The sequence below is a fragment of the Flavobacterium sp. genome (genome assembly GCF_027531905.1).
Taxonomy (GTDB): Bacteria; Bacteroidota; Bacteroidia; order Flavobacteriales; family Flavobacteriaceae; genus Flavobacterium.
The window spans coordinates 1-19,525 of the sequence record NZ_JAPZSU010000034.1 but is presented as its reverse complement, the minus strand read 5'-3'; the positions used below and the strand labels follow the sequence as shown (position 1 = coordinate 19,525).

Annotated in this window: 12 protein-coding genes and 2 pseudogenes; 5 read left to right on the top strand and 9 right to left on the bottom strand. The window is 35.9% G+C overall.

Annotated elements, in window-relative coordinates; genetic code table 11:
• Positions 1-160: 160 nt before the first annotated feature.
• A complete protein-coding gene (mutY, locus tag O9307_RS09430) occupies positions 161-1,201 on the bottom strand; it encodes an A/G-specific adenine glycosylase (protein ID WP_298298215.1) in 1,041 nt (346 codons plus the stop codon).
• Positions 1,202-1,334: 133 nt separating this feature from the next.
• On the opposite strand from mutY, the gene O9307_RS09425 reads away from it, so the two are divergent.
• Both O9307_RS09425 and O9307_RS09420 read left to right on the top strand, forming a co-directional pair.
• Positions 1,335-1,625, top strand: coding sequence for an HU family DNA-binding protein (locus O9307_RS09425; protein WP_024981932.1), 291 nt, complete (start codon positions 1,335-1,337; stop codon positions 1,623-1,625).
• A gap of 386 nt (positions 1,626-2,011) precedes the next feature.
• On the top strand, positions 2,012-3,556 hold the full coding sequence (locus O9307_RS09420) for a ribonuclease E/G (protein WP_298298211.1): 1,545 nt from the start codon (positions 2,012-2,014) through the stop codon (positions 3,554-3,556).
• Positions 3,557-3,615: 59 nt separating this feature from the next.
• Here the strand turns inward: O9307_RS09420 and O9307_RS09415 are convergent, their stop codons facing one another.
• From O9307_RS09415 to O9307_RS09395, 5 genes are all read right to left on the bottom strand, one after another.
• Positions 3,616-4,029: an SIMPL domain-containing protein gene (locus tag O9307_RS09415; RefSeq protein WP_298298218.1), complete on the bottom strand. Its 414-nt coding sequence runs from the start codon at positions 4,027-4,029 to the stop codon at positions 3,616-3,618.
• 24 nt (positions 4,030-4,053) lie between these two features.
• A complete protein-coding gene (locus O9307_RS09410) occupies positions 4,054-4,377 on the bottom strand; it encodes a hypothetical protein (protein WP_298298209.1) in 324 nt (107 codons plus the stop codon).
• Positions 4,378-4,727: 350 nt separating this feature from the next.
• Positions 4,728-7,103 (bottom strand): penicillin-binding protein 1C, encoded by a 2,376-nt coding sequence (pbpC, locus tag O9307_RS09405; RefSeq protein ID WP_298298206.1) that lies wholly within the window; start codon positions 7,101-7,103, stop codon positions 4,728-4,730.
• 69 nt (positions 7,104-7,172) lie between these two features.
• Entirely contained in the window at positions 7,173-12,842 is a 5,670-nt protein-coding gene (locus O9307_RS09400) for an MG2 domain-containing protein (RefSeq protein WP_298298204.1), read from the bottom strand.
• Between the two features lie 262 nt (positions 12,843-13,104).
• Positions 13,105-13,548 carry a nucleoside deaminase gene (locus O9307_RS09395; RefSeq protein ID WP_298298202.1) on the bottom strand — a complete coding sequence of 148 codons (444 nt, stop codon included), beginning with the start codon at positions 13,546-13,548 and terminating at the stop codon, positions 13,105-13,107.
• 59 nt (positions 13,549-13,607) lie between these two features.
• Here O9307_RS09395 and O9307_RS09390 point away from each other — a divergent pair, with 59 nt between their 5' ends.
• The 3 genes from O9307_RS09390 to O9307_RS09380 are packed head-to-tail and all read left to right on the top strand — an operon-like array spanning position 13,608 to position 17,474.
• Positions 13,608-14,570 carry a hypothetical protein gene (locus O9307_RS09390; protein WP_298298199.1) on the top strand — a complete coding sequence of 321 codons (963 nt, stop codon included), beginning with the start codon at positions 13,608-13,610 and terminating at the stop codon, positions 14,568-14,570.
• Between the two features lie 30 nt (positions 14,571-14,600).
• The gene (locus tag O9307_RS09385; protein ID WP_298298197.1) at positions 14,601-16,379 is read left to right on the top strand and encodes a 1-deoxy-D-xylulose-5-phosphate synthase; all 1,779 of its coding nucleotides are present in this window, start codon (positions 14,601-14,603) and stop codon (positions 16,377-16,379) included.
• A 24-nt stretch (positions 16,380-16,403) separates the two neighbouring features.
• A complete protein-coding gene (locus O9307_RS09380) occupies positions 16,404-17,474 on the top strand; it encodes a DUF3078 domain-containing protein (protein ID WP_298298194.1) in 1,071 nt (356 codons plus the stop codon).
• 3 nt (positions 17,475-17,477) lie between these two features.
• Here O9307_RS09380 and O9307_RS09375 read toward each other — a convergent pair whose 3' ends face one another.
• The 3 genes and pseudogenes from O9307_RS09375 to O9307_RS09365 form a co-directional block, all read right to left on the bottom strand.
• Complete coding sequence (locus O9307_RS09375) at positions 17,478-18,821, bottom strand: deoxyguanosinetriphosphate triphosphohydrolase (RefSeq protein ID WP_298298191.1); 1,344 nt, start codon at positions 18,819-18,821, stop codon at positions 17,478-17,480.
• Between the two features lie 55 nt (positions 18,822-18,876).
• Positions 18,877-19,377 (bottom strand): annotated as a pseudogene (locus O9307_RS09370) (ATP-binding protein); the annotation flags it as partial.
• Between the two features lie 24 nt (positions 19,378-19,401).
• Positions 19,402-19,525 (bottom strand): annotated as a pseudogene (locus O9307_RS09365) (IS1595 family transposase); the annotation flags it as partial.

Sequence of the window (19,525 nt, the reverse complement as noted above, 5' to 3'; positions counted from 1 at the left end):
CTAGTTTTTCTTCATCAATTTCTAATTTTGATAATTTCCAGCCGTCTTGAATCGGTAAAATAATTTTCTCTAGTATCGTTTTTATATCGTATTCCATTTTGTAAATTTAACCTTTTCACAAAATATCCAGTAGAAACAAAACAATAAATCAGATCATTTTTTAATCAGCATATTGTTCAATAAAATTGTGAATCACTATTGGAAAAGGAAAGGTTTTTAATTGTTCAGAGGTCACTCCATCAACCAAAGCATCATCAAGCGTTACTTTCCAAAACTTGACATACAAATGCTGATGCGATAATTTATGCACGATACTAATTGGGTTTACTTCTTGAATACTTACCACAGAAGAACCAAATGAGACATTCTCCTGAATCAAAGGCGCAATGGTTTCGAATCCTTCTTCTTTTTTAGTTTCAATCAAAGGGAACTCATATAAGTTGTACCAAATACCTTTATCGGTTCGCTGTTGTATTTTGGTATTTCCATTTTTATCAGTTACTACTATATAATTAAAGTAACGATGACTCACTTTTAACTTTTTGGATTTTACCGGCAACTCGTGAACCTTTCCTTTTTGCAAAGCGACACAGCTGGTGTTAAAAATACAATCCCCACAATTCGGACTTTTGGGCACACATTGCAACGCGCCAAACTCCATTATTGCTTGGTTAAAAAGCGCAGGTTGTTCTTTGGGCAACAATTCGGCAGCCAAAGCAGTAAATTCTTTTTTAGTTTTGCCTAAACTTATATCTGATTCTATTCCAAAATACCGAGACAACACCCGAAACACGTTCCCATCAACCACAGGTACAGGTTCATTATAAGCAAAGGATGCGATTGCTGCTGCTGTATATTCACCAACCCCCTTTAATTCCAAAAGACCAGCGTAAGAATTCGGAAAAACACCGTCTAATTCATTCACTATATATTGTGCGGTTTGATGTAAATTCCTAGCTCGTGAATAATAGCCTAATCCCTGCCACAATTTCAACACTTTTTGCTCATCGGACTGGGCTAAATCATAAATTGTAGGAAAATTTTCTAAATAAGCATAAAAATAAGGCATTCCTTGGGCGACACGCGTCTGTTGAAGTATTATTTCTGATAGCCAAATTGGGTATGGATTAGTCGTATTTCGCCATGGTAAATCGCGTTTGCTTTGTAAATACCATTGAATTAAGGAGTTATAAAATGTCATTGTAAATTATTTGTAAGCAAAAGTAAAAGTTTATGTAATTAAATTTTAACGAATTAGGTTGATTTATTGTTTTTTAAATTCGTATATTTGCAACCTCAAAAAAAATAGTACAACATATTAAAAAGGAAAGAAAATGACGAAAGCAGATATCGTAGCGAAGATTTCAGAAAAATTAGGTCTTGAAAAAGGAGATGTTCAAGCAACAGTTGAGACTTTTATGAATGAAGTTAAAACTTCATTAGAAACTGGAGACAATGTGTATCTAAGAGGTTTTGGAAGTTTTATAGTAAAAACTAGAGCTGAAAAAACAGGAAGAAATATTTCTAAAAACACCACTATTAAAATCCCTGCTCACAACATTCCAGCTTTTAAACCAGCTAAAGTGTTTGTAGAAGGTGTAAAAACAAATAACGAAGCAAAATAATCTATTAATTAATCATAAAATCTTCAGGATATGCCAAGTGGTAAAAAAAGAAAGAGACATAAGGTAGCGACGCACAAACGTAAAAAAAGAGCGAGAGCTAACCGTCATAAAAAGAAAAAGTAGTTTTAAACTACTTTTTTCTTTTTAAAAGTTCATTGAAATTTGAATTTCAGACATTAGATTTTAGACTTCAGATTGCCGCTTAAACTGCATACTGCCCTCTAAATACTGACGACTGAAAATTCATCCGGGTCAAAACCTGTTAAATATTGTTTAATCCATCCTTACAATTCAGTTATGAGTTATAAGTTATGAGTTATGAGTTGTAAAACTGAAAACTGAAAACCGAAACTGAAAACTTTAACGTATGGATAAAAATGTACAGCGTGAATAAAGAATTAATTATTCGTTCTAGTTCTGATGCCGTAGATTTTGCCTTATTAAAAGATGGAAAACTAATTGAATTACACAAGGAACAAGAAACAAGCAACTTTCAAGTAGGCGATATTTTTATAGCCAAAATAAGAAAACCAGTTGCAGGCTTAAATGCTGCTTTTGTAAATGTTGGCTACGAAAAAGACGCCTTTTTACATTATCATGATTTAGGTCCAAACCTTGCTTCCCAACTGAAATTCATAAAACTTGTAAGCGCAGGTAAAATAAAAGATTTCTCTCTAAAAAACTTTCAATTTGAAAAAGAGATTGATAAAGACGGCACCATTACTGATGTCTTGAATGCCAATCAATCTGTTTTAGTACAAGTAGTAAAAGAACCGATATCAACCAAAGGACCAAGAATTAGTGCAGAACTATCCTTGGCCGGACGCTTTATCGTTTTGGTCCCTTTTTCGGATCGGGTTTCTATTTCTCAAAAAATAGAAGACAAAAAAGAAAAAGATCGACTAAAAAAACTCGTACAATCCATCAAACCAAAAGGCTTTGGCGTTATTGTTCGCACAGTAGCCGAAGGCAAAAATACAGCCGAATTAGAAAAAGATTTGCAGAACCTGCTCAGCAGATGGACTGCAATGTGTAAGAAATTACCAACTGCTCATCATCCGTCAAAAGTGTTAGGCGAGCTCAACAGAGCCTCTTCTATCCTTCGCGACGTGTTTAATGATACCTTTAGTGGAATTCAAATAGATGATGAAGAGTTGTACCAACAAACAAAGGATTATTTGCAAGAAATTGCACCATCCAAACAATCAATCGTAAAGTTTTATCAATCGAAAGACACACCAATCTTCGAGAAATATAACATAGAGAGACAAATCAAGACTTCCTTCGGAAAAACCGTTTCCATGAGCAAAGGAGCTTATTTAATCATCGAACATACGGAAGCCCTTCACGTTATAGACGTAAATAGCGGCAACCGTTCGAACAAAGCTACCAATCAAGAAGACACCGCCATGGAAGTAAACATGATCGCCGCCGCCGAAATCGCAAGACAATTGCGTTTGAGAGATATGGGCGGAATCATTGTAGTTGATTTTATCGATATGGCCAATCCCGAAAATCGCAAAGTTTTATTCGACTTCCTTAGAGAAGAGATGAGCGATGATAAAGCTAAACACAAGATCTTACCTCCTAGTAAATTTGGATTAGTCCAAATCACTAGACAAAGAGTAAGACCAGAAGTCAACATCAAAACTCGTGAAGAGGATCCCAATAATGAACATGGCGAAATTGAAGCGCCAATTTTAATCATTGACAAAATCACTTCCGATTTAGAACGGCTTCTAAAAACCCACAAAAAAGTAGTGCTCAATGTACACCCTTTTGTGGCTGCTTACCTCAGTAAAGGTTTTCCATCATTGCGTTCAAAATGGTTTTTTGAACACAAAAAATGGGTAAAAATTATACCACGTGACGCTTACACGTATTTAGAATATCATTTCTACGACAAAAAAGGAAATGTTATTACAGACTAAAACAAACAAAACCGCTTTTCGTAAGATTAGCGGTTTTTTTGTGACTAAAAATAGTACTATTAGTTCAAAACATACTCTAATCTAACCGTAATTCGAGCCGTTTTATTTTTACTAAAAGTATCATTATTACCACCGTAACTATCTTCAGCAGTAGAACCCTGACCCGTAATTTGAAAAACACCCATACTCGCACTCTTTAATTTACCCAAACTACCCTCTGCTGTTTTTACAATTTTGACAGCACGCTCATTTGCATCTTTAGTAGCTTTTTCAATTAAACTCTGTTTTAAACTTGGCAAATTGGAATATGTATATTGAATAGAATTTGAAGTGAGTTCTATCCCTGAATTAATCAATTCAGAAGTTTTACTAGAAACATCTTCGATACGCCTCATTAAATCAGGGTTCTTTTTAGCTAAAAAAGTGATATTTTGAGTAGCTTCATAACCATCAAAAACTTGTTCAGAATTAATGTATTCGCTATTTGCATTTTGAATTTATACTTCTCTAAACTTCTTTTGAAAATTCACCGCTCCAAATGAAAACTCATTCGATTTAAAACCTTTGGCTATAAAAAAATTAGCTACTATTTTTTGATCTGAAATGATTTTATTGTAAGCGGTTTTGATATCAAAACTACTTGCCGTAAAACTTCCAGACCATAAAATTTCGTCTGAAATAAAATCTTTAGCCCCAAGACCGATTACCGAAATTGAATCTAAATTTTCATTTCTATTTTTAAAAGATTGCCCTAAAATAAAGGCTGTAATCACAATAGAAACACCAATAATAGTAGCTGTTTTAATTTTAATATGCATCATAAAAATTAGATTTATTGAGTTATACGCTTAGTTATTTATTTTTGATAATCAAACAGTTAAGCACCTGTATTAAGTATGAAAACCAAAACTATTGCACCGATTTATAGCAATCAGCAACCAAATCATTATAAAGATTTGATAATAAGTTGTTTATATAATTATTTAAATATTCAAGTCAATAGATTTAAAATAAATTGATACTGTATTTTATGTAATTGGGCAATGACGTAAATATAAAAATTAAAACAAAAGCTTCGCTACAAATTCACATTCTTTTCGCTAAAAAAACGTTTCATAAAAAATGCTAATTAATAGTTCTCAGGAGCATATTGGAGAATAATTTTAAAAAACTACTCTTTTATAATCTCAATCTTCCTCCTAATTTCGTTTCCAAATTCATCTACAACCGTTATGTAATGAAATCCTGTCGTTGCCGAAATAGGCATTTCGTGAAAGGTTTTGGTACTGCCTTTAAACACTTTATCAACGTACCAAAATAGCTTACTTTCTCTTTGAGAATGGGCTACTTTTAAAATCACTGGCTGAACTTCACTATTGAAATTCTTCGTAAGATAGATTTTGCTATTCGTTTTCGGATAAATAAAATCCATTGTAGCGGTTTGTGTTCCCATACAATCATTCCGAAATGGTGGCAAGGGCAAATACTCAATATGCTGACTTTTGTAATACCAAGCCATTACGGGTGGCAAAATAAACCAGTTTTTGGTCACTATATTTTCAATGTTTTCGCAACTGCTATTCACTTGAAATTGCAATGTTTTATCCAAATGCACCGTTTTGTGATACGGACAAATGGAAGTGTTTTTCCCTTTCTTCGGAACGAGTTGTTTTATGGTTGGACAACCGTCTTTGGCCAAATGACCACTCAAACCACACACCTCAACCTCTTCTAAATCCTTAAATGGTGTATCAAACCATCGTTGTCTAGGCAACAAATTAAAAACATCAAACAAAATTGGAGCTGCGCTGCTAACTCCCGTCAAGATTGGCCTACCCTCGCCTGTTGCGTTCCCAACCCACACGCCTACAACGTATCTTGCATTGCTACCTATCGCCCACGCATCACGGTTCCCAAAACTTGTTCCCGTTTTCCAAGCAATTTTGAGTGAACTGTCGTAAAACTTCCAAGCCTCATCTCCTTCGGGGCGATTGACTTGTTCCATTGCATTATAGGTAAGCCAAATCGATCCTGCTCCCAAGATGTTCTTTTGTCGGGTTTCATCGCCAAAATCAACTTGAAAAGTATCATCATAGTTTAGTTCGGAAAATTCATTGCTTCTATATTGCCCTTGATTCGCATTAAAATAATTCAAAGTGGAAGATAAACCTGCGTAGGTTCGGCACAAATCCCATAAATTACTTTCGGCACCACCCAAAATAAGCGACAAACCGTAATGATCTGGCGGTTTTGAAATATCCCTTAATTTGAATCGCTGTAATTCTTCATAAAATTTATTGACCCCAAAATCCTGCAACATTAATACGGAAGGTATGTTCAAGGAACGAGACAAAGCCCGATGTGCCGGAACTGCTCCATCAAAGGTAAGGTTGAAATTTTGTGGCGTATAGCCCGCAATTTGCGTTGGAATATCAGCTACTAATGTATTGGGCAACAACTCTCCATCATCGAGCATGCCGGCGTATAAAAGCGGTTTCAGAATACTTCCGGTACTTCTTGGTGCATCAATAATATCCACATCTTTTTGATGATTGCCGTCTGTAGGTGAATTACCCACATAGCTCATCACTTTTCTATTGGACACATCAATTACCAAAATAGCCAAATTATGCACTTCATTTTGCTTGTATTGGTTGTAATAATACTTTGAAATTTGATTGACTCTGTTTTGTAACCCAATTTCTATTGTTGTTTTCACCCGAGTTCCTGCTTGATTCTTGGCAACACGTTGCAATAAATGAGGGGCAATTTGAGGTAAATCAAACGGTTTTTGAGGCAAAGGTTCGGCTATCGAAAGTTCGTAAGTCTGCTGATCAATTATTCCTTCTTGATTTAATTTCAACAAAAGTCTGTTGCGCTTGCTTAATAATTTGATTTGGTTCTTTCCTGGATAAATCAAACTAGGCGCATTGGGCAAAACAGCCAAGGTTGCGCTTTCTGCCCAAGACAATTGATGGGACTGCACACCAAAATACCGCCAAGAAGCCATCTCCAACCCTACCACATTTCCTCCAAACGGAGCGTGAGCAGCATACAATTCTAAAATCTCATTTTTAGAATAGCCCAATTCTAATCGGGTAGCGAGAATGAGTTCAATTATTTTTTCGAAATAGGTTCTTCCTTTTCCGTTTCTGGACAAACGAATGACTTGTTGTGTCAAAGTACTTCCTCCACGAACCACTTTGGCGGCTTGCCTATTTTGCTGAAAAGCATTGACCATCGCCACAGGATTGAATCCAGGATGTTTGTAGAAATATTCGTCTTCAAAATAGACAATACATTTTTTAAATTTATCGGGAACGCTGTCTTGTGCAGGAAATCGCCATTGTCCATCGAGGGCAATTTTGGCACCAAGCAATTCTCCTTCCTTGCTTTCAATCACCGTAGCATAAGGCTCTTGAAACAAAGTTCGTGGCAACGAAAAATAATAAACCACCAACAGCAAAAAGGCTATTGATGATTTAATTTTATTCGTTTTTATCCAATTGATGATGCGTTGCAGGAACGCTATGAGTTTGTTTTTCAAAGTTATTTTATTTAACCGCAAGGGTCGCAAAGTTATACGCAAAGTTCGCGAAGAAGAATAATACATCTTCTATTTCACCACCTGAACCCAAAATCCTTTGGTTCTTGCCAAAAACGTATTATCATACATCGCTTCGCATTGCAATCCTGGCAGATAATAAGTTCCTAGATATGAGGCATTCAGCAATATTCTAAACGTTTTGGTTTCACCTGATTTTAATCCAAAATAGAAATTGGTTCTGTCATCGCGAATATCAATGTAATCAGCAACGTTATTGGTTGCGTCTCCATAATCAGTGAAGCGCGTATTTACAATTTCGAAACCTGAAGGTAGAATTTGTGATAATGCTACATTTTCGACGTGTTCATTTTTCTGATTTCTAACCGTTACCTCAGCGATGAATTCTGTTCCTTGATTGATTTTAGAGACATTGATGACGCCTCCTTTTCTGTTCTTGAACACAATCGAAGCCGAAACATTGCTTTGAATCGCTTTTTCTTGTCCAATTGGAAGAATTCCTGTGTTCAGCACACGAACAAACAATCTATTTTTTTGATTGTTCTTCAAAGTCACACTATTCGAACCCGATTTGACCACCAGACTTCGATCAGCGATGGTTTTCATCGTTTTAATTGATTGCGCTTTTCCGTCTTTACTGAACTGCACATCGATTCCTTTCGGACCATTGCTCACGGAAAATTTAGCCATGGCATACAAACCATACGCTGTAGTTTGCGTGCTCATCCATTGGTCACTAGACATATTTTTGGCCAATTTTGTTGCCATTGCAAATGCTTTTTGCTTTTGCCCAAGCAATAACAATGTTTCGAGAGCCATGGCACGATTTCTATCAGCAGAACCATAATAGTAATACGTATAATTGGAATTATCATCTATAGAAGTATTCAACAACAACGACAAACCTGCTGCTTTTTGTCCCGCCAATACATAAGCCGAAGCCAAACGCAATTTACTTTCGTTCGAGATTCCTTTGGTTTCACGCAATCTATTCATCGAAGACAAATCAGGAGCTCCTGCCAAAGCCAAAGTATACAAACGGTAGGACTGTGCCAAATCATTTCCATAACTCGGTTCAAATCGCCATTGTTTGGCTTCTTTTTGCTGATACGAAATCCATTTAGTCTTGAAATTGATTGGCAAGAAATACCCTTTTTTCTCTGCTTCAATCATAAAATGTCCGGCATACGACGAACCCCAATCATCAGCAACGGTTCCTCCTTGCCAATACGATAATCCGCCATTCGACAATTGAAAACCTCCTAAACGCAAGATTCCTGCTGTGATATTTTTTTGAATTAATTGCTGACGCGTAGCATCCAAATCAACAATATCATTTAAGTACAACTGTGGAAAAACAGACGAGGTCGTTTGCTCCACACAACCATGCGGATATTGAATCAGATATTGTAAACGACCATTTAAATTAATGGTTGGCATCGACGAAACCTCTAATTTTGCTTTATTACTTCCCGCAACACCAAATGTTTTCCAAGAAATTGTTTTAGAACTGTTGGGTTCCAAAATCACATCGGTAAACGTATTGGTCACTGGATTTGGATTGGTCATATCAATTTCTACATCATACACGGATTTCTCCTTGCCCGAAGTCGCCACAATTTGCACTTTCCCAATTCCGGTGACAGAACCCACAGCCAAATTGAAATAAGCCATTTTTTCGTCGGGTTGTGCAAAAGAAAGTCTTTGAGTGGCACTGCCAATAACTTTTAATCCGTTATTCGTCTTAATCTGAACGGTCACATTTTTGATGTTTTTTTCCATGGCAAAAACAGTCACCGGAATCGTTACCTTTTCAGATGGAGAAATCTTTCTAGGCAATGAAGCCAACACCATCAAAGGACTGCGAACTGGAGTCGCCTTTTCAACACTTCCATACGCACTTGTAGTTGCATCGCCAGCCACGATCATTGTTTTGACAGAACCAATGTATTTTGGTAATTTTATTTGATGGGTTTTGGTTTCTCCTTTCTCCAATTTAAAAGGTCCCATATAAATCACAACCGGTTTAAAACGATTGGCTTTTTTAGCTTTTCCACCACCTAAATCTTGGTCACCTCCAATACTGAAAATCTGATTCACTTTTCCGCCATACGCTCCAATCACATCATCGTAAATATCCCAGGTTTTTACGCCTAAAGCTTCACGAACATAGAAACTATCCCAGGCATTTGGCGCTTTGAAACGAGTTAAATCCAATAAACCTTCATCTACAATGGCTATGGTATAAGTCATTGCTTTTCCAGTTTGTTCACTCACTTTTAAAGCAAATGATTGCTCGGGACGTAACACATCTGGCATTACTAATTTGGGAGCAAGAATGGTGTTTTTATCAATCACTTCGATTGGTACAATTCCATACATACGGATTGGCAAATCATTCTTGGTTGTAGCATGTGGTTGCAGCAGCGTAATATTAAAATAAACATTCGGTGCCATCGCAGCAGTAATCGGAATAGTTACTCTTGTTTCTCCTTTTTGAGTCTTAGCCCAAAGCGTTTGCACTACTTTTGAGCCATTTTCGATAGAGATAAAAGCACGTCCGCCTTCGCTAGATGGGAAAGAGATTTGTGCCTTTTCGCCCACGGCATACTTCTCCTTATCTGTAGAAAAAATCAACATATTGGCCGTTGATGCATCGGTGTTTTTCGTTTTTCCAGACCACATTGGCCAATCAATATTTACGGTCAATGCTGTTGCGTGGCCTCCAACCTCATCAGCAACTCGAATTAAATAACGCCCCCACTCTTCATCCGTCAAGGCAAATCGAACATTTCCTTTTCCATTGGCATCTGTGTTTATTCTAAAAGTTTTATACGAAGTCGTAGCATCATCAGCGTTATAATTCGATAAATTATCACTTGATGCATCCCACCACCAGCGCCATTCTACTTTGTAAACTTTGACTTCCAGATTTTTTACTGCTTTTGGTCTTCCGTTTTCATCTACGGTAACGATATCAAATTGATTCATTTTACGGGTTTCTAACATTCCGTATTTGTTAGGCTCAGGTGATTTGATCCCGATATAAGTGTTATACGGAGAATAGGTCGTCGCCATAACATCAGTGCTAAAATCGCCGCCTTCCTCATAAACTTTAGTAATAAACGCCGCTTTCAGCATTCCTGGAGCTTCTCCTTGTATTTTGGGGTCTATTGTTACCTTCGCTTTTCCGGTAGCGTCTAATTTACCTGAGAAAACGGTAATTTCTTCGGTGCTGAATTTTCGAACCAAATCATCAAAAACATACTTCTCATAGTTTTTGAAAGCCGTGATTTGTTGCGAAAATTTGGCTTGCATTTCAACATTCAAATTTTTGGCGACCGCTCCGTGAAGCCACGCTACTTCTAGATTACTCGTATTGGGATAAGAAGAAGAAAGTACAGCTCGTTTGAAACTGTTTTTAATTTTTAAACGATTCGGTTTGATGGTTTCGATTTTAATACTTTTATAAAACTTGGCACCTCCCACGCTAACCATTGCTTCCCAATTTCCGGTGTGCGCATCACTTTCAGTTGGAACAGTAAACGCATAATGATGCCACTCATTTGCTTTTTGAACTGTTTGATAGGTCACTTTTCCATTTGGATCAGCTAATCTAAATTTTATAGGATGCCCCAACGGAATTTTATTCGAAGCATCATTCAAAATGAACGACAAATACAAATTATCTCCAGGTCGCCAAACGCCTCGTTCCCCATAAATGAAGCCTTTGAGACCTTTTTGCAAAGTCTCGCCAGATACGTTAAAATTACTTACCGATAAAGAATGCCCATCATCAAGTTTTACATAAGTGGACTGCGTTCCGTAAGTCACAATCGCAAAATAAGCAAAAGTATCCAGCTGAAAACTAGCAATTCCTTCGCTACTTGTTGCTCCAGTTGCTAATTTTTGTTGCTGAAAACTGTACAAATCTACCCTTGCATTTGCAATGGGTTCAGTGGTAATAATATTGCTTACGGCAAATAAATACGATTTATTTTCTCCTCTTTTGGCAATTACACCCACATCCGAGGCTAAAATATTCGTTCCTATTTTGGCATTATAAAAATAGGAGCTTGTACATGGATCCTGACTTTCTCTCCATTCATAATCGTCATAGTAGTAATCATCATAAGGGTTTTCACTGTAATTTACATCTTTTTCATCTATTTCTTCTTCCTCTGCATTTTCACTTTCGTCACCAGATGAAGCGTCGCATTTATATAAAGAATACGCCTTTTTATACGAAAACTCTACCCTGTAAATAGCGCCTGGTTCTGGCGTTATAATCTTGGATAAATCCAAAGCAAAAGTGTTCCATTTACTCAGATTAACCAAGCCATGTTCGTTAAGATTGAGTGTCGATTTGGCGATAGGTTGCGCTACTCTTTTCAGATTTCGTGCACCATTTAATTCATTATCCTGCAAAAATTGAAGAATGTTGTTTTTGTATATTTTATACACCTTCACATCGACAGCACTTAGATTTGCCGCTTCAAAGTTGAGTTTTAGATTACTGGAACTTGGTAAGATCGTTCCATTTTTGATAAATCGAACATTGGGTTTTATTTCATCAAACGAAATTTTTTCAGCATAATTCTCGTTCAACTTTTTCCCATATTCGCTTTCTATGCCTTGAAACACCTCTAAGAGTAATTCCCCTGTGAGTTTTTGAGAAGCATCAACAGCTTCGGTTGCTACGACTTCTACAATTTCTTGAGATTCTTCAACAACTGTAGTGTCTGAAACCACAACTGTAGAGTCAGTGACAATACCTTCGGAAACCGGCTCAGAAACCACTTCAACTGGTTTTTCTACAACTCTCTCTTTATCAAAATAGATCTTCAACTCGTTTCCTTGTGTAGAAAACTTTAAATTATTAGTATTTTGAATCGCCACCAACCCTTTAAAATCCTGTCCTTTTTCTAGTGGCTCAGAAAAATTGATGGACAAAGATTGATCGTCTCCTTCTTGTATTTCGGTCTTAACTACTTTGAATTCATTCAGGGCAGTAATTGGAAAATCGATGGTTCCTTTTTGATCTATATCAAAATCGCTTCCATCATAAGCTATCTCAAGATTACTTTTTGAATCTAATCTTTGAATGCTATCAATTCTGAATTTAAATTCTTTCCCAACTGTGGTCGATTTTTCAAAAACCAGCTGTAAATTTTCTCCATTATGTTCGGCTTCTACTAATTTTTTTGCAGTTTCTAAATCAATATTGTCCGCAGTTTTCAACACACAATTCAAATATTGGTAGTCTTTACTATACGATTGAACGTCGAGTGTGTTAACGATAAAATCCTGTTTAATGGTTTTTACCGTAAAATTGAAATTGGAAAGTTCCTTGTTTTTTTCAGCTACTTTTGGATCTAGCTTATCCAAATGCAAAGTCACTTGGTATTCCGTACCTGATTCTAATTTTTTTTCAGGAATAAAAGCGATGGTATTGTTCGAAAGCGCGATCACTTTTCCATCAACACTTGGAGAAATATCGAATAAATCTTGATCTAAAACCTGATTTACCTTCCAATTATTTTCTTCGAATGCCAAAACCACCCGAATATCCGATTGTGCCGAGACAATTCCACCAGTAAAACTGACGATATACTCTTTGAATAATGAAAAATCAGAATTAAAATCGGCGGCAGATTTTCTTCCACACGCTTGAAACAAAAAAAACACACAAAACACATAAATTAATCCTTTTACTTTCACTTTTATCTAGAGTTAATAGGTTACAAACTAAAATTATAGCAACATTTTGCAATTAAAACGATAACTGTAAAAGCGCTATTATATTGTAGTAAAAGTATCGTATTTAATTTATTATTTTAAGCAGTAGATTATTTAGGGGTAAATTTATTTTGAAAAGTCTTTTTTGGGAGCTATTTCCAGCTATCCACTCTATCTTTTCCTGCCTAAAGAAGGCAGTAAAAGGATGCCGTTCCTATCTGGGCTAGGGCTTTAAGGAATTCAATTACTTTCTTTTTTCTGCAAAAAACCGCTTCATCAAATCCGCTGCTTCTTCTGCCAAAACACCGCGAACCACAGTAGTTTTGGGATGCAATTGAGTGCCCATTTTTTCATATCCTCGATGCAAATCGCTAGCACCAAAAACAATTTTAGAAATTTGACTCCAATACAAAGCTCCTGCGCACATTTGGCAAGGTTCTAAAGTCACATACAAAGTACAATCTTTCAAATATTTTCCGCCTAAGAAATTAGCCGCTGCGGTTATGGCTTGCATCTCGGCATGAGCGGTAACATCGTTGAGAAGTTCTGTCAAATTATGCGTTCGAGCAATGACTTTATCGGCCACAACAATAATGGCTCCCACAGGGATTTCGCCTTTTGCAAAAGCCATTTCAGCTTCTTGTAATGCTTTTTTCATGAAATATTCGTCGGTGAAAATGTTTATCATAAAACAAAAATACACTTTTGAAGTAATTTTGGTTAATTTTATAAACCGAAAAACTTTGTATGGAAAGAAAATATAAGATCACGATTCCTGAACCTTGTCACGAAGATTGGAATAAAATGTCTCCCAATGACGATGGTCGTTTTTGCATGAGTTGCGCTAAAACAGTTGTAGATTTTACAACAATGTTACCGAAAGAGGTACAACATTTTTTTCTTCAAAAACAGAACAAACAAATCTGTGGAAGAATGAGAAAATCGCAATTAGACACTATAACTATTCAAATTCCGAGTCATGTTTTATATACTCAAACACAGTATCAGAAAATCTTTTTATTGGCTTTGTTAATAGCAATGGGCTCAACACTATTTAGTTGCACAGATAAAAAAGGAAACAAACAAAAAATCGACAAAGTTAAAGTTGTGAATGAACCAAAACCAGCAACCGACCGAATTACTGTTGGCGATGTAAAATACAATCCAAATGACCCTTCTCATGTTCCGCCACCTCCACCACCTCCTAAAATAGATCAAGTTAAATTTGTGAAACCAATTGTAAGACCCGAAGACAAAAGCGAAATAAATAAAATTAAAGATCCCTACATAGACGATACGATTTATGGGGGTATGGGAATTTGTGTTTATCCTGAATACATTGGTGGATTTCAACAATTTTATACTTACATCAAAGATAATTATCAGTTTCCTAAAGAAGCAAAAAAAATAAGCGGAACTATTTCAGCTACCTTTAAAATATTAAAAGACGGCAAGTTAGATTCTATCGAGGTAACAAAAGATCCAGGTTTTGGAACTAAACAAGAGTTAATAAAAATTTTAAAAAACACGAAAAAATGGTTGCCTGGTGAAGAATTTGGAAAAAAGAAAGAATATAAATTTCAATTGAATATCAGCATTAAACTTGATACACTTAAAAGAACATTTTTTAGAAGAAAAGTTAATTCGAAAATTGATTCTATCGAAATTAAACGAATTACTAAGTTCGAAGACGATTATTCTAAACATTAAAAACCGTAAATTCGCTTTTTTAATGATTAAATGAAAACCAACCTACTCGAACATATAAATAACCCCTTAGATTTACGCCAACTTAACGAAGCGCAACTCCCTCATTTGGCGCAAGAATTACGTGACTTTATCATCAATATTGTCGCCACCAAAGAAGGACATCTTGGTGCCAGTCTTGGCGTGGTTGAATTGACCATTGCGCTGCATTATGTGTTTGACACCCCCAATGATTTATTACTTTGGGATGTAGGACATCAAGCCTATGGTCATAAAATCCTGACCGAAAGAAAAGCTGTTTTTCATACCAACCGACGATTGAATGGTATTTCTGGATTCCCAAAACGAAGCGAGAGTATTTATGATGCCTTTGGCGTAGGCCACTCATCAACCTCAATTTCTGCAGCATTAGGAATGGCGATTGCTTCCAACTTAAAAGGAGATTTCGAAAAACAACATATTGCTGTAATTGGCGATGCTTCAATCGCTTCAGGAATGGCTTTTGAAGGACTCAATCATGCGGGAGTAACCGACGCTAATTTATTAGTCATTTTGAACGACAACGCTATCGGAATCGACCCAAGTGTTGGCGCGCTAAAAGAATATTTAACTGCGGTAAAAGAAGGAAAAAATCATCGACAAAATAATATGATTAAGTCTCTGAATTTTGATTATTCAGGGCCAATTGACGGTCACGATCTTACTACAGTTATTAAAGAATTAAAACGCTTAAAAAAGGTAAAAGGCCCAAAGTTTCTTCATGTTATCACCACCAAAGGCAAAGGACTACAACAAGCCGAAGACAACCAAGTGCAATACCATGCGCCAGGAAAATTTGATGCTTCAACAGGAGATTTACTGCCTAAATCAGAAGAGCATTTACCTCCAAAATACCAAGATGTTTTTGGTTTAACACTTTTGGATTTAGCCAAAAAGAATGAAAAAATCATCGGAATAACACCCGCTATGCCTTCGGGTAGTTCCTTGAAGTTTATGATGGATGAAATTCCAAGTCGGGCTTTTGATGTTGGCATTGCTGAACAACATGCCGTAACGCTAGCCGCTGGTATGGCTACGCAAGGCATGATAGTTTATTGTAACATCTATTCTACTTTTTTACAAAGAGCGTATGATCAAGTGATTCATGATGTAGCTTTACAAAACTTACCTGTTATTTTTTGTTTGGATAGAGCAGGATTGGTTGGCGAAGACGGAGCTACCCATCATGGTATATTTGACTTAGCTTATTTGAGATGTATTCCAAATTTAATTGTTTACGCTCCGCTGAACGAAATTGAGCTACAGAATATTTTGTATACCGTACAATTAGGAATCGACCAGCCCATTGCCATTCGTTATCCTAGAGGTAGAGGTGAATTCATACACTGGAAATCTACTTACAAAAAAATTCCGTTGGGAAAGGGCAATTGTTTAAAAGAAGGAACTGAAATTGCCATTCTTTCTACTGGAACCATCGGTAATAATGTGAAAAAGGCGCTTGAACAATTGGAAAATAAAACCTACTTTGCTCATTATGATTTTGGCTTTGTAAAACCTTTAGACGAAATACTTTTACATGCTATTTTTAACCAATTTGAAACCATAATTACAGTTGAAGATGGAGCGATAACGGGAGGTTTTGGCTCTGCCATACTCGAATTTTCTGCTTCGAATAACTATCAGAAGACGATTAAAACACTTGGAATACCCGATATTTTTGTCGAACAAGGAACGATAAATGAATTACAAAACGCTTGCAAAATTGACATTAAAAGCCTAAAAGACTTTTTTTCAACCTTCAAAATCAGTTAATTTGCATTTATTAAAACACTAATAATGAAATTTTTATCAATACCACTTTTATTATTTATAATTAGTTTTTCTTTTCAAAGTTTTGCACAAGAAACCACAACGGTACCAGAAACTACAAACGACTCCATTATCCTCTTATCACCTACAGCTGGGCCTACTTTTCGTCCTTTTGTAATTCCGACTTCATTGCCTCCGATAAAAGCGCCAACGATTCGAAAGACCTCTGTAAATACGTTGGGGATTTCAAACTGGATTAAAAAAAATAAACTTGGCTTTGATATCACACAAATAGCTTTTGTCAATTGGAATGCTGGAGGTACCAGTTCTATTTCTGGATTAGTAAAAGGTAATTTTACAAGAGTCTATACTAGAGAAAATTATAAATGGCAAAATGAATTGATTGTGCGCTATGGTCTCAATAAACAAGACGGGATTGAATTACGAAAAACAGATGATGCCGTTTTGATCAACTCCACTTTTGGTTACAGAAAAGACACCTTGACCAATTGGTACTATTCTGCAAAATTTAATTTCAATACGCAATTCACTGATGGTTACTCCTATCCAAATACAGAAATAGCTATTTCTAGAGCTTTTGCTCCAGCATACGTATTTATAGGTTTAGGAGCTGAAAAGATAGATAAAAAAAAGAATTACTCATATTACATCTCTCCGTTTACATCAAAAACAACTTTAGTTTTAGATCAAAGATTGGCTGACCAAGGTGCCTTTGGGGTAGACAAAGCCATTTATGATACCAATGGAAATCTTTTAGTAAGAGGAAAAAAAACAAGAACAGAATTGGGTTTATTGTTCACAGGTCAGATGAAAAAAGAAGTCTTCAAAAATATTAATTTAGACAATAGATTGACACTATACTCAGATTATATCAACAATTTCGGAAATATTGATATTGACTGGAATATACAATTTGAACTCGTGGTCAACAAATATGTAAAGGCTAATATTGGTACACATCTAATTTATGATGATGACATCAAATCCAAACGAGAAGAAAATGGGGTTCAAATTACCGAAGGCCCCAAAGTACAGCTAAAACAGGCTTTAGGAGTGGGTATCGTTTATGAGTTCTAATTTTTATTTTTGGGCTCCTTGTAACGTTTCATAAAGACGCAAAGCATTGCCATCGGTTAGTAAAGAAACATAATGACAAATATGTAGTAATCTTTCATATAGGTTTTCTTTATCTAAAAGATGCTTTTCTGGAAGCATTTTTAAAATTAGTTGGTCGTAATTGGAAGCCTTACCTTCAAATTTATTATTGAAAGCAACAATAAATTTATCCAATAGCGTCTGAATGATTTGATATCCTACCAACTCTTTTTCTATCACTTCTCTACTCTGATAAATATTCTTGACACTAATTTTGATGATATCATCCATTTGTGCTTTATATTTGCTTTTATCCATTATTGCAAATGGAAAATTTCCCTTCAAAATACTATTTTCGTTTTCGATAAAAACTTTTACAGCATCATTTATTAAGCTTCCTATAGCCAAGGCACGTAAGTAACTAATTCGATCTTCTTTGGTTGCTAAGGTCTTGTATTTAGAAGCATCAATACTATCTTTTACCAATTTGATTAAATATTCTAAAGCAAAATCTTCTGAAATCAATCCCAAGTTGATTCCGTCTTCAAAATCAATTATAGTATAACAAATATCATCAGCTGCTTCGACCAAGTAAGCCAAAGGATGTCTTTCGAAACCAATGTCTGGTTTATTTTTGTTGGGAATCATTCCCATTTCTAGAGCAACTTCTTGAAAAAAATCTTTATCGGTTTGAAAAAAACCATATTTCTTATCCGCAATCGCTTTCGTTGGTTTTTTCGGCAAACTCTCTTTCGGGTATTTCATAAAAGCCCCTAACGTAGCAAACGAAAGTCGAATCCCTCCTTCGACTCCTGGACGAGAGCTATTCAATACTGAAAAACCATTAGCATTACCTTCAAAATCTACCAAATCCTGCCATTGCTTAGGAGTCAATTGATTTTTATATTGTTGTCCTTTTCCAATTGAAAAATACTCTCCAATTGCTTTTTCACCAGAATGCCCAAACGGTGGATTGCCAATGTCGTGTGCGAGAGAAGCCGCAGCAACAATGGCTCCAAAATCATTCATTTGATAGCCATGAATGTCTTGTAAATAAGGATATTTTTCGATTATTTTTTTTCCAACCAATCGTCCTAAAGAACGTCCTACCACGGAAACCTCTAAACTGTGCGTCAAACGTGTATGCACAAAATCGGTTTTAGATAATGGAATCACCTGAGTTTTGTCTTGCAAACTTCTGAAAGCAGACGAAAAAATGATGCGGTCATAATCTACCTCAAACCCCAAACGAGTTTCATCTTGTTCGATTCGCAAACGCTTTCCTGTGTCGCCTTGACGTTTTAATGATAATAGTTGTTCCCAGTTCATTTTATTTTGTGCATGATTAGTTGTCAAATATACAAATACGATTGGTTTTATATTTCTATTCGGATAAATCCTGAGGATGATTCGCAATAGCTTCTTGAATCACATTATTTTTCACTGATTGTAGTAAATGGTTTTTTGCTTCAGCAAAAGTAATGTCGTACAAGCGTTCCATTTTTTGAAATTGAAGTGGATACTTTTGAAGCAACGTATCGTAATACCTATCTAAAACGGCTGAGTTAGGTGCAGTAAACTCAAGTTGTAGTTCAAAGCGACGCACTAAAGCCTCATCTATCATTTGAATTTGATTCGTAGCAGCAATTAAAACAGAGCGACTCGGAAAACTATCAATCAACTGAATAATGGAATTGACCACGCGTTTCATCTCTGTATTGTCTTTGTTGTCGTAATCCCTTATTTGTCCTAAAGAATCGAACTCGTCAAAAAATAACACCGCACTTTCGTACTGTACTTCTTTAAATAAACCTTCGATATTTTTGGAGGTTTCTCCTAATTTAGACGAAACAATTCTAGAAAGGTTAACAATAATTAGCTTCTTGTTTAATTTTTTAGAGCTGTAAAGTTATCTACTTGTTTTAATTGTTTGTAAACCAATAGGCTTTTGATTAATCATTCTTTTAATTAGATTGTCAAATATGGTTTGCTTGTGTATTGACCTGTTTAATCGATAGCTGTACTCGTCTAAA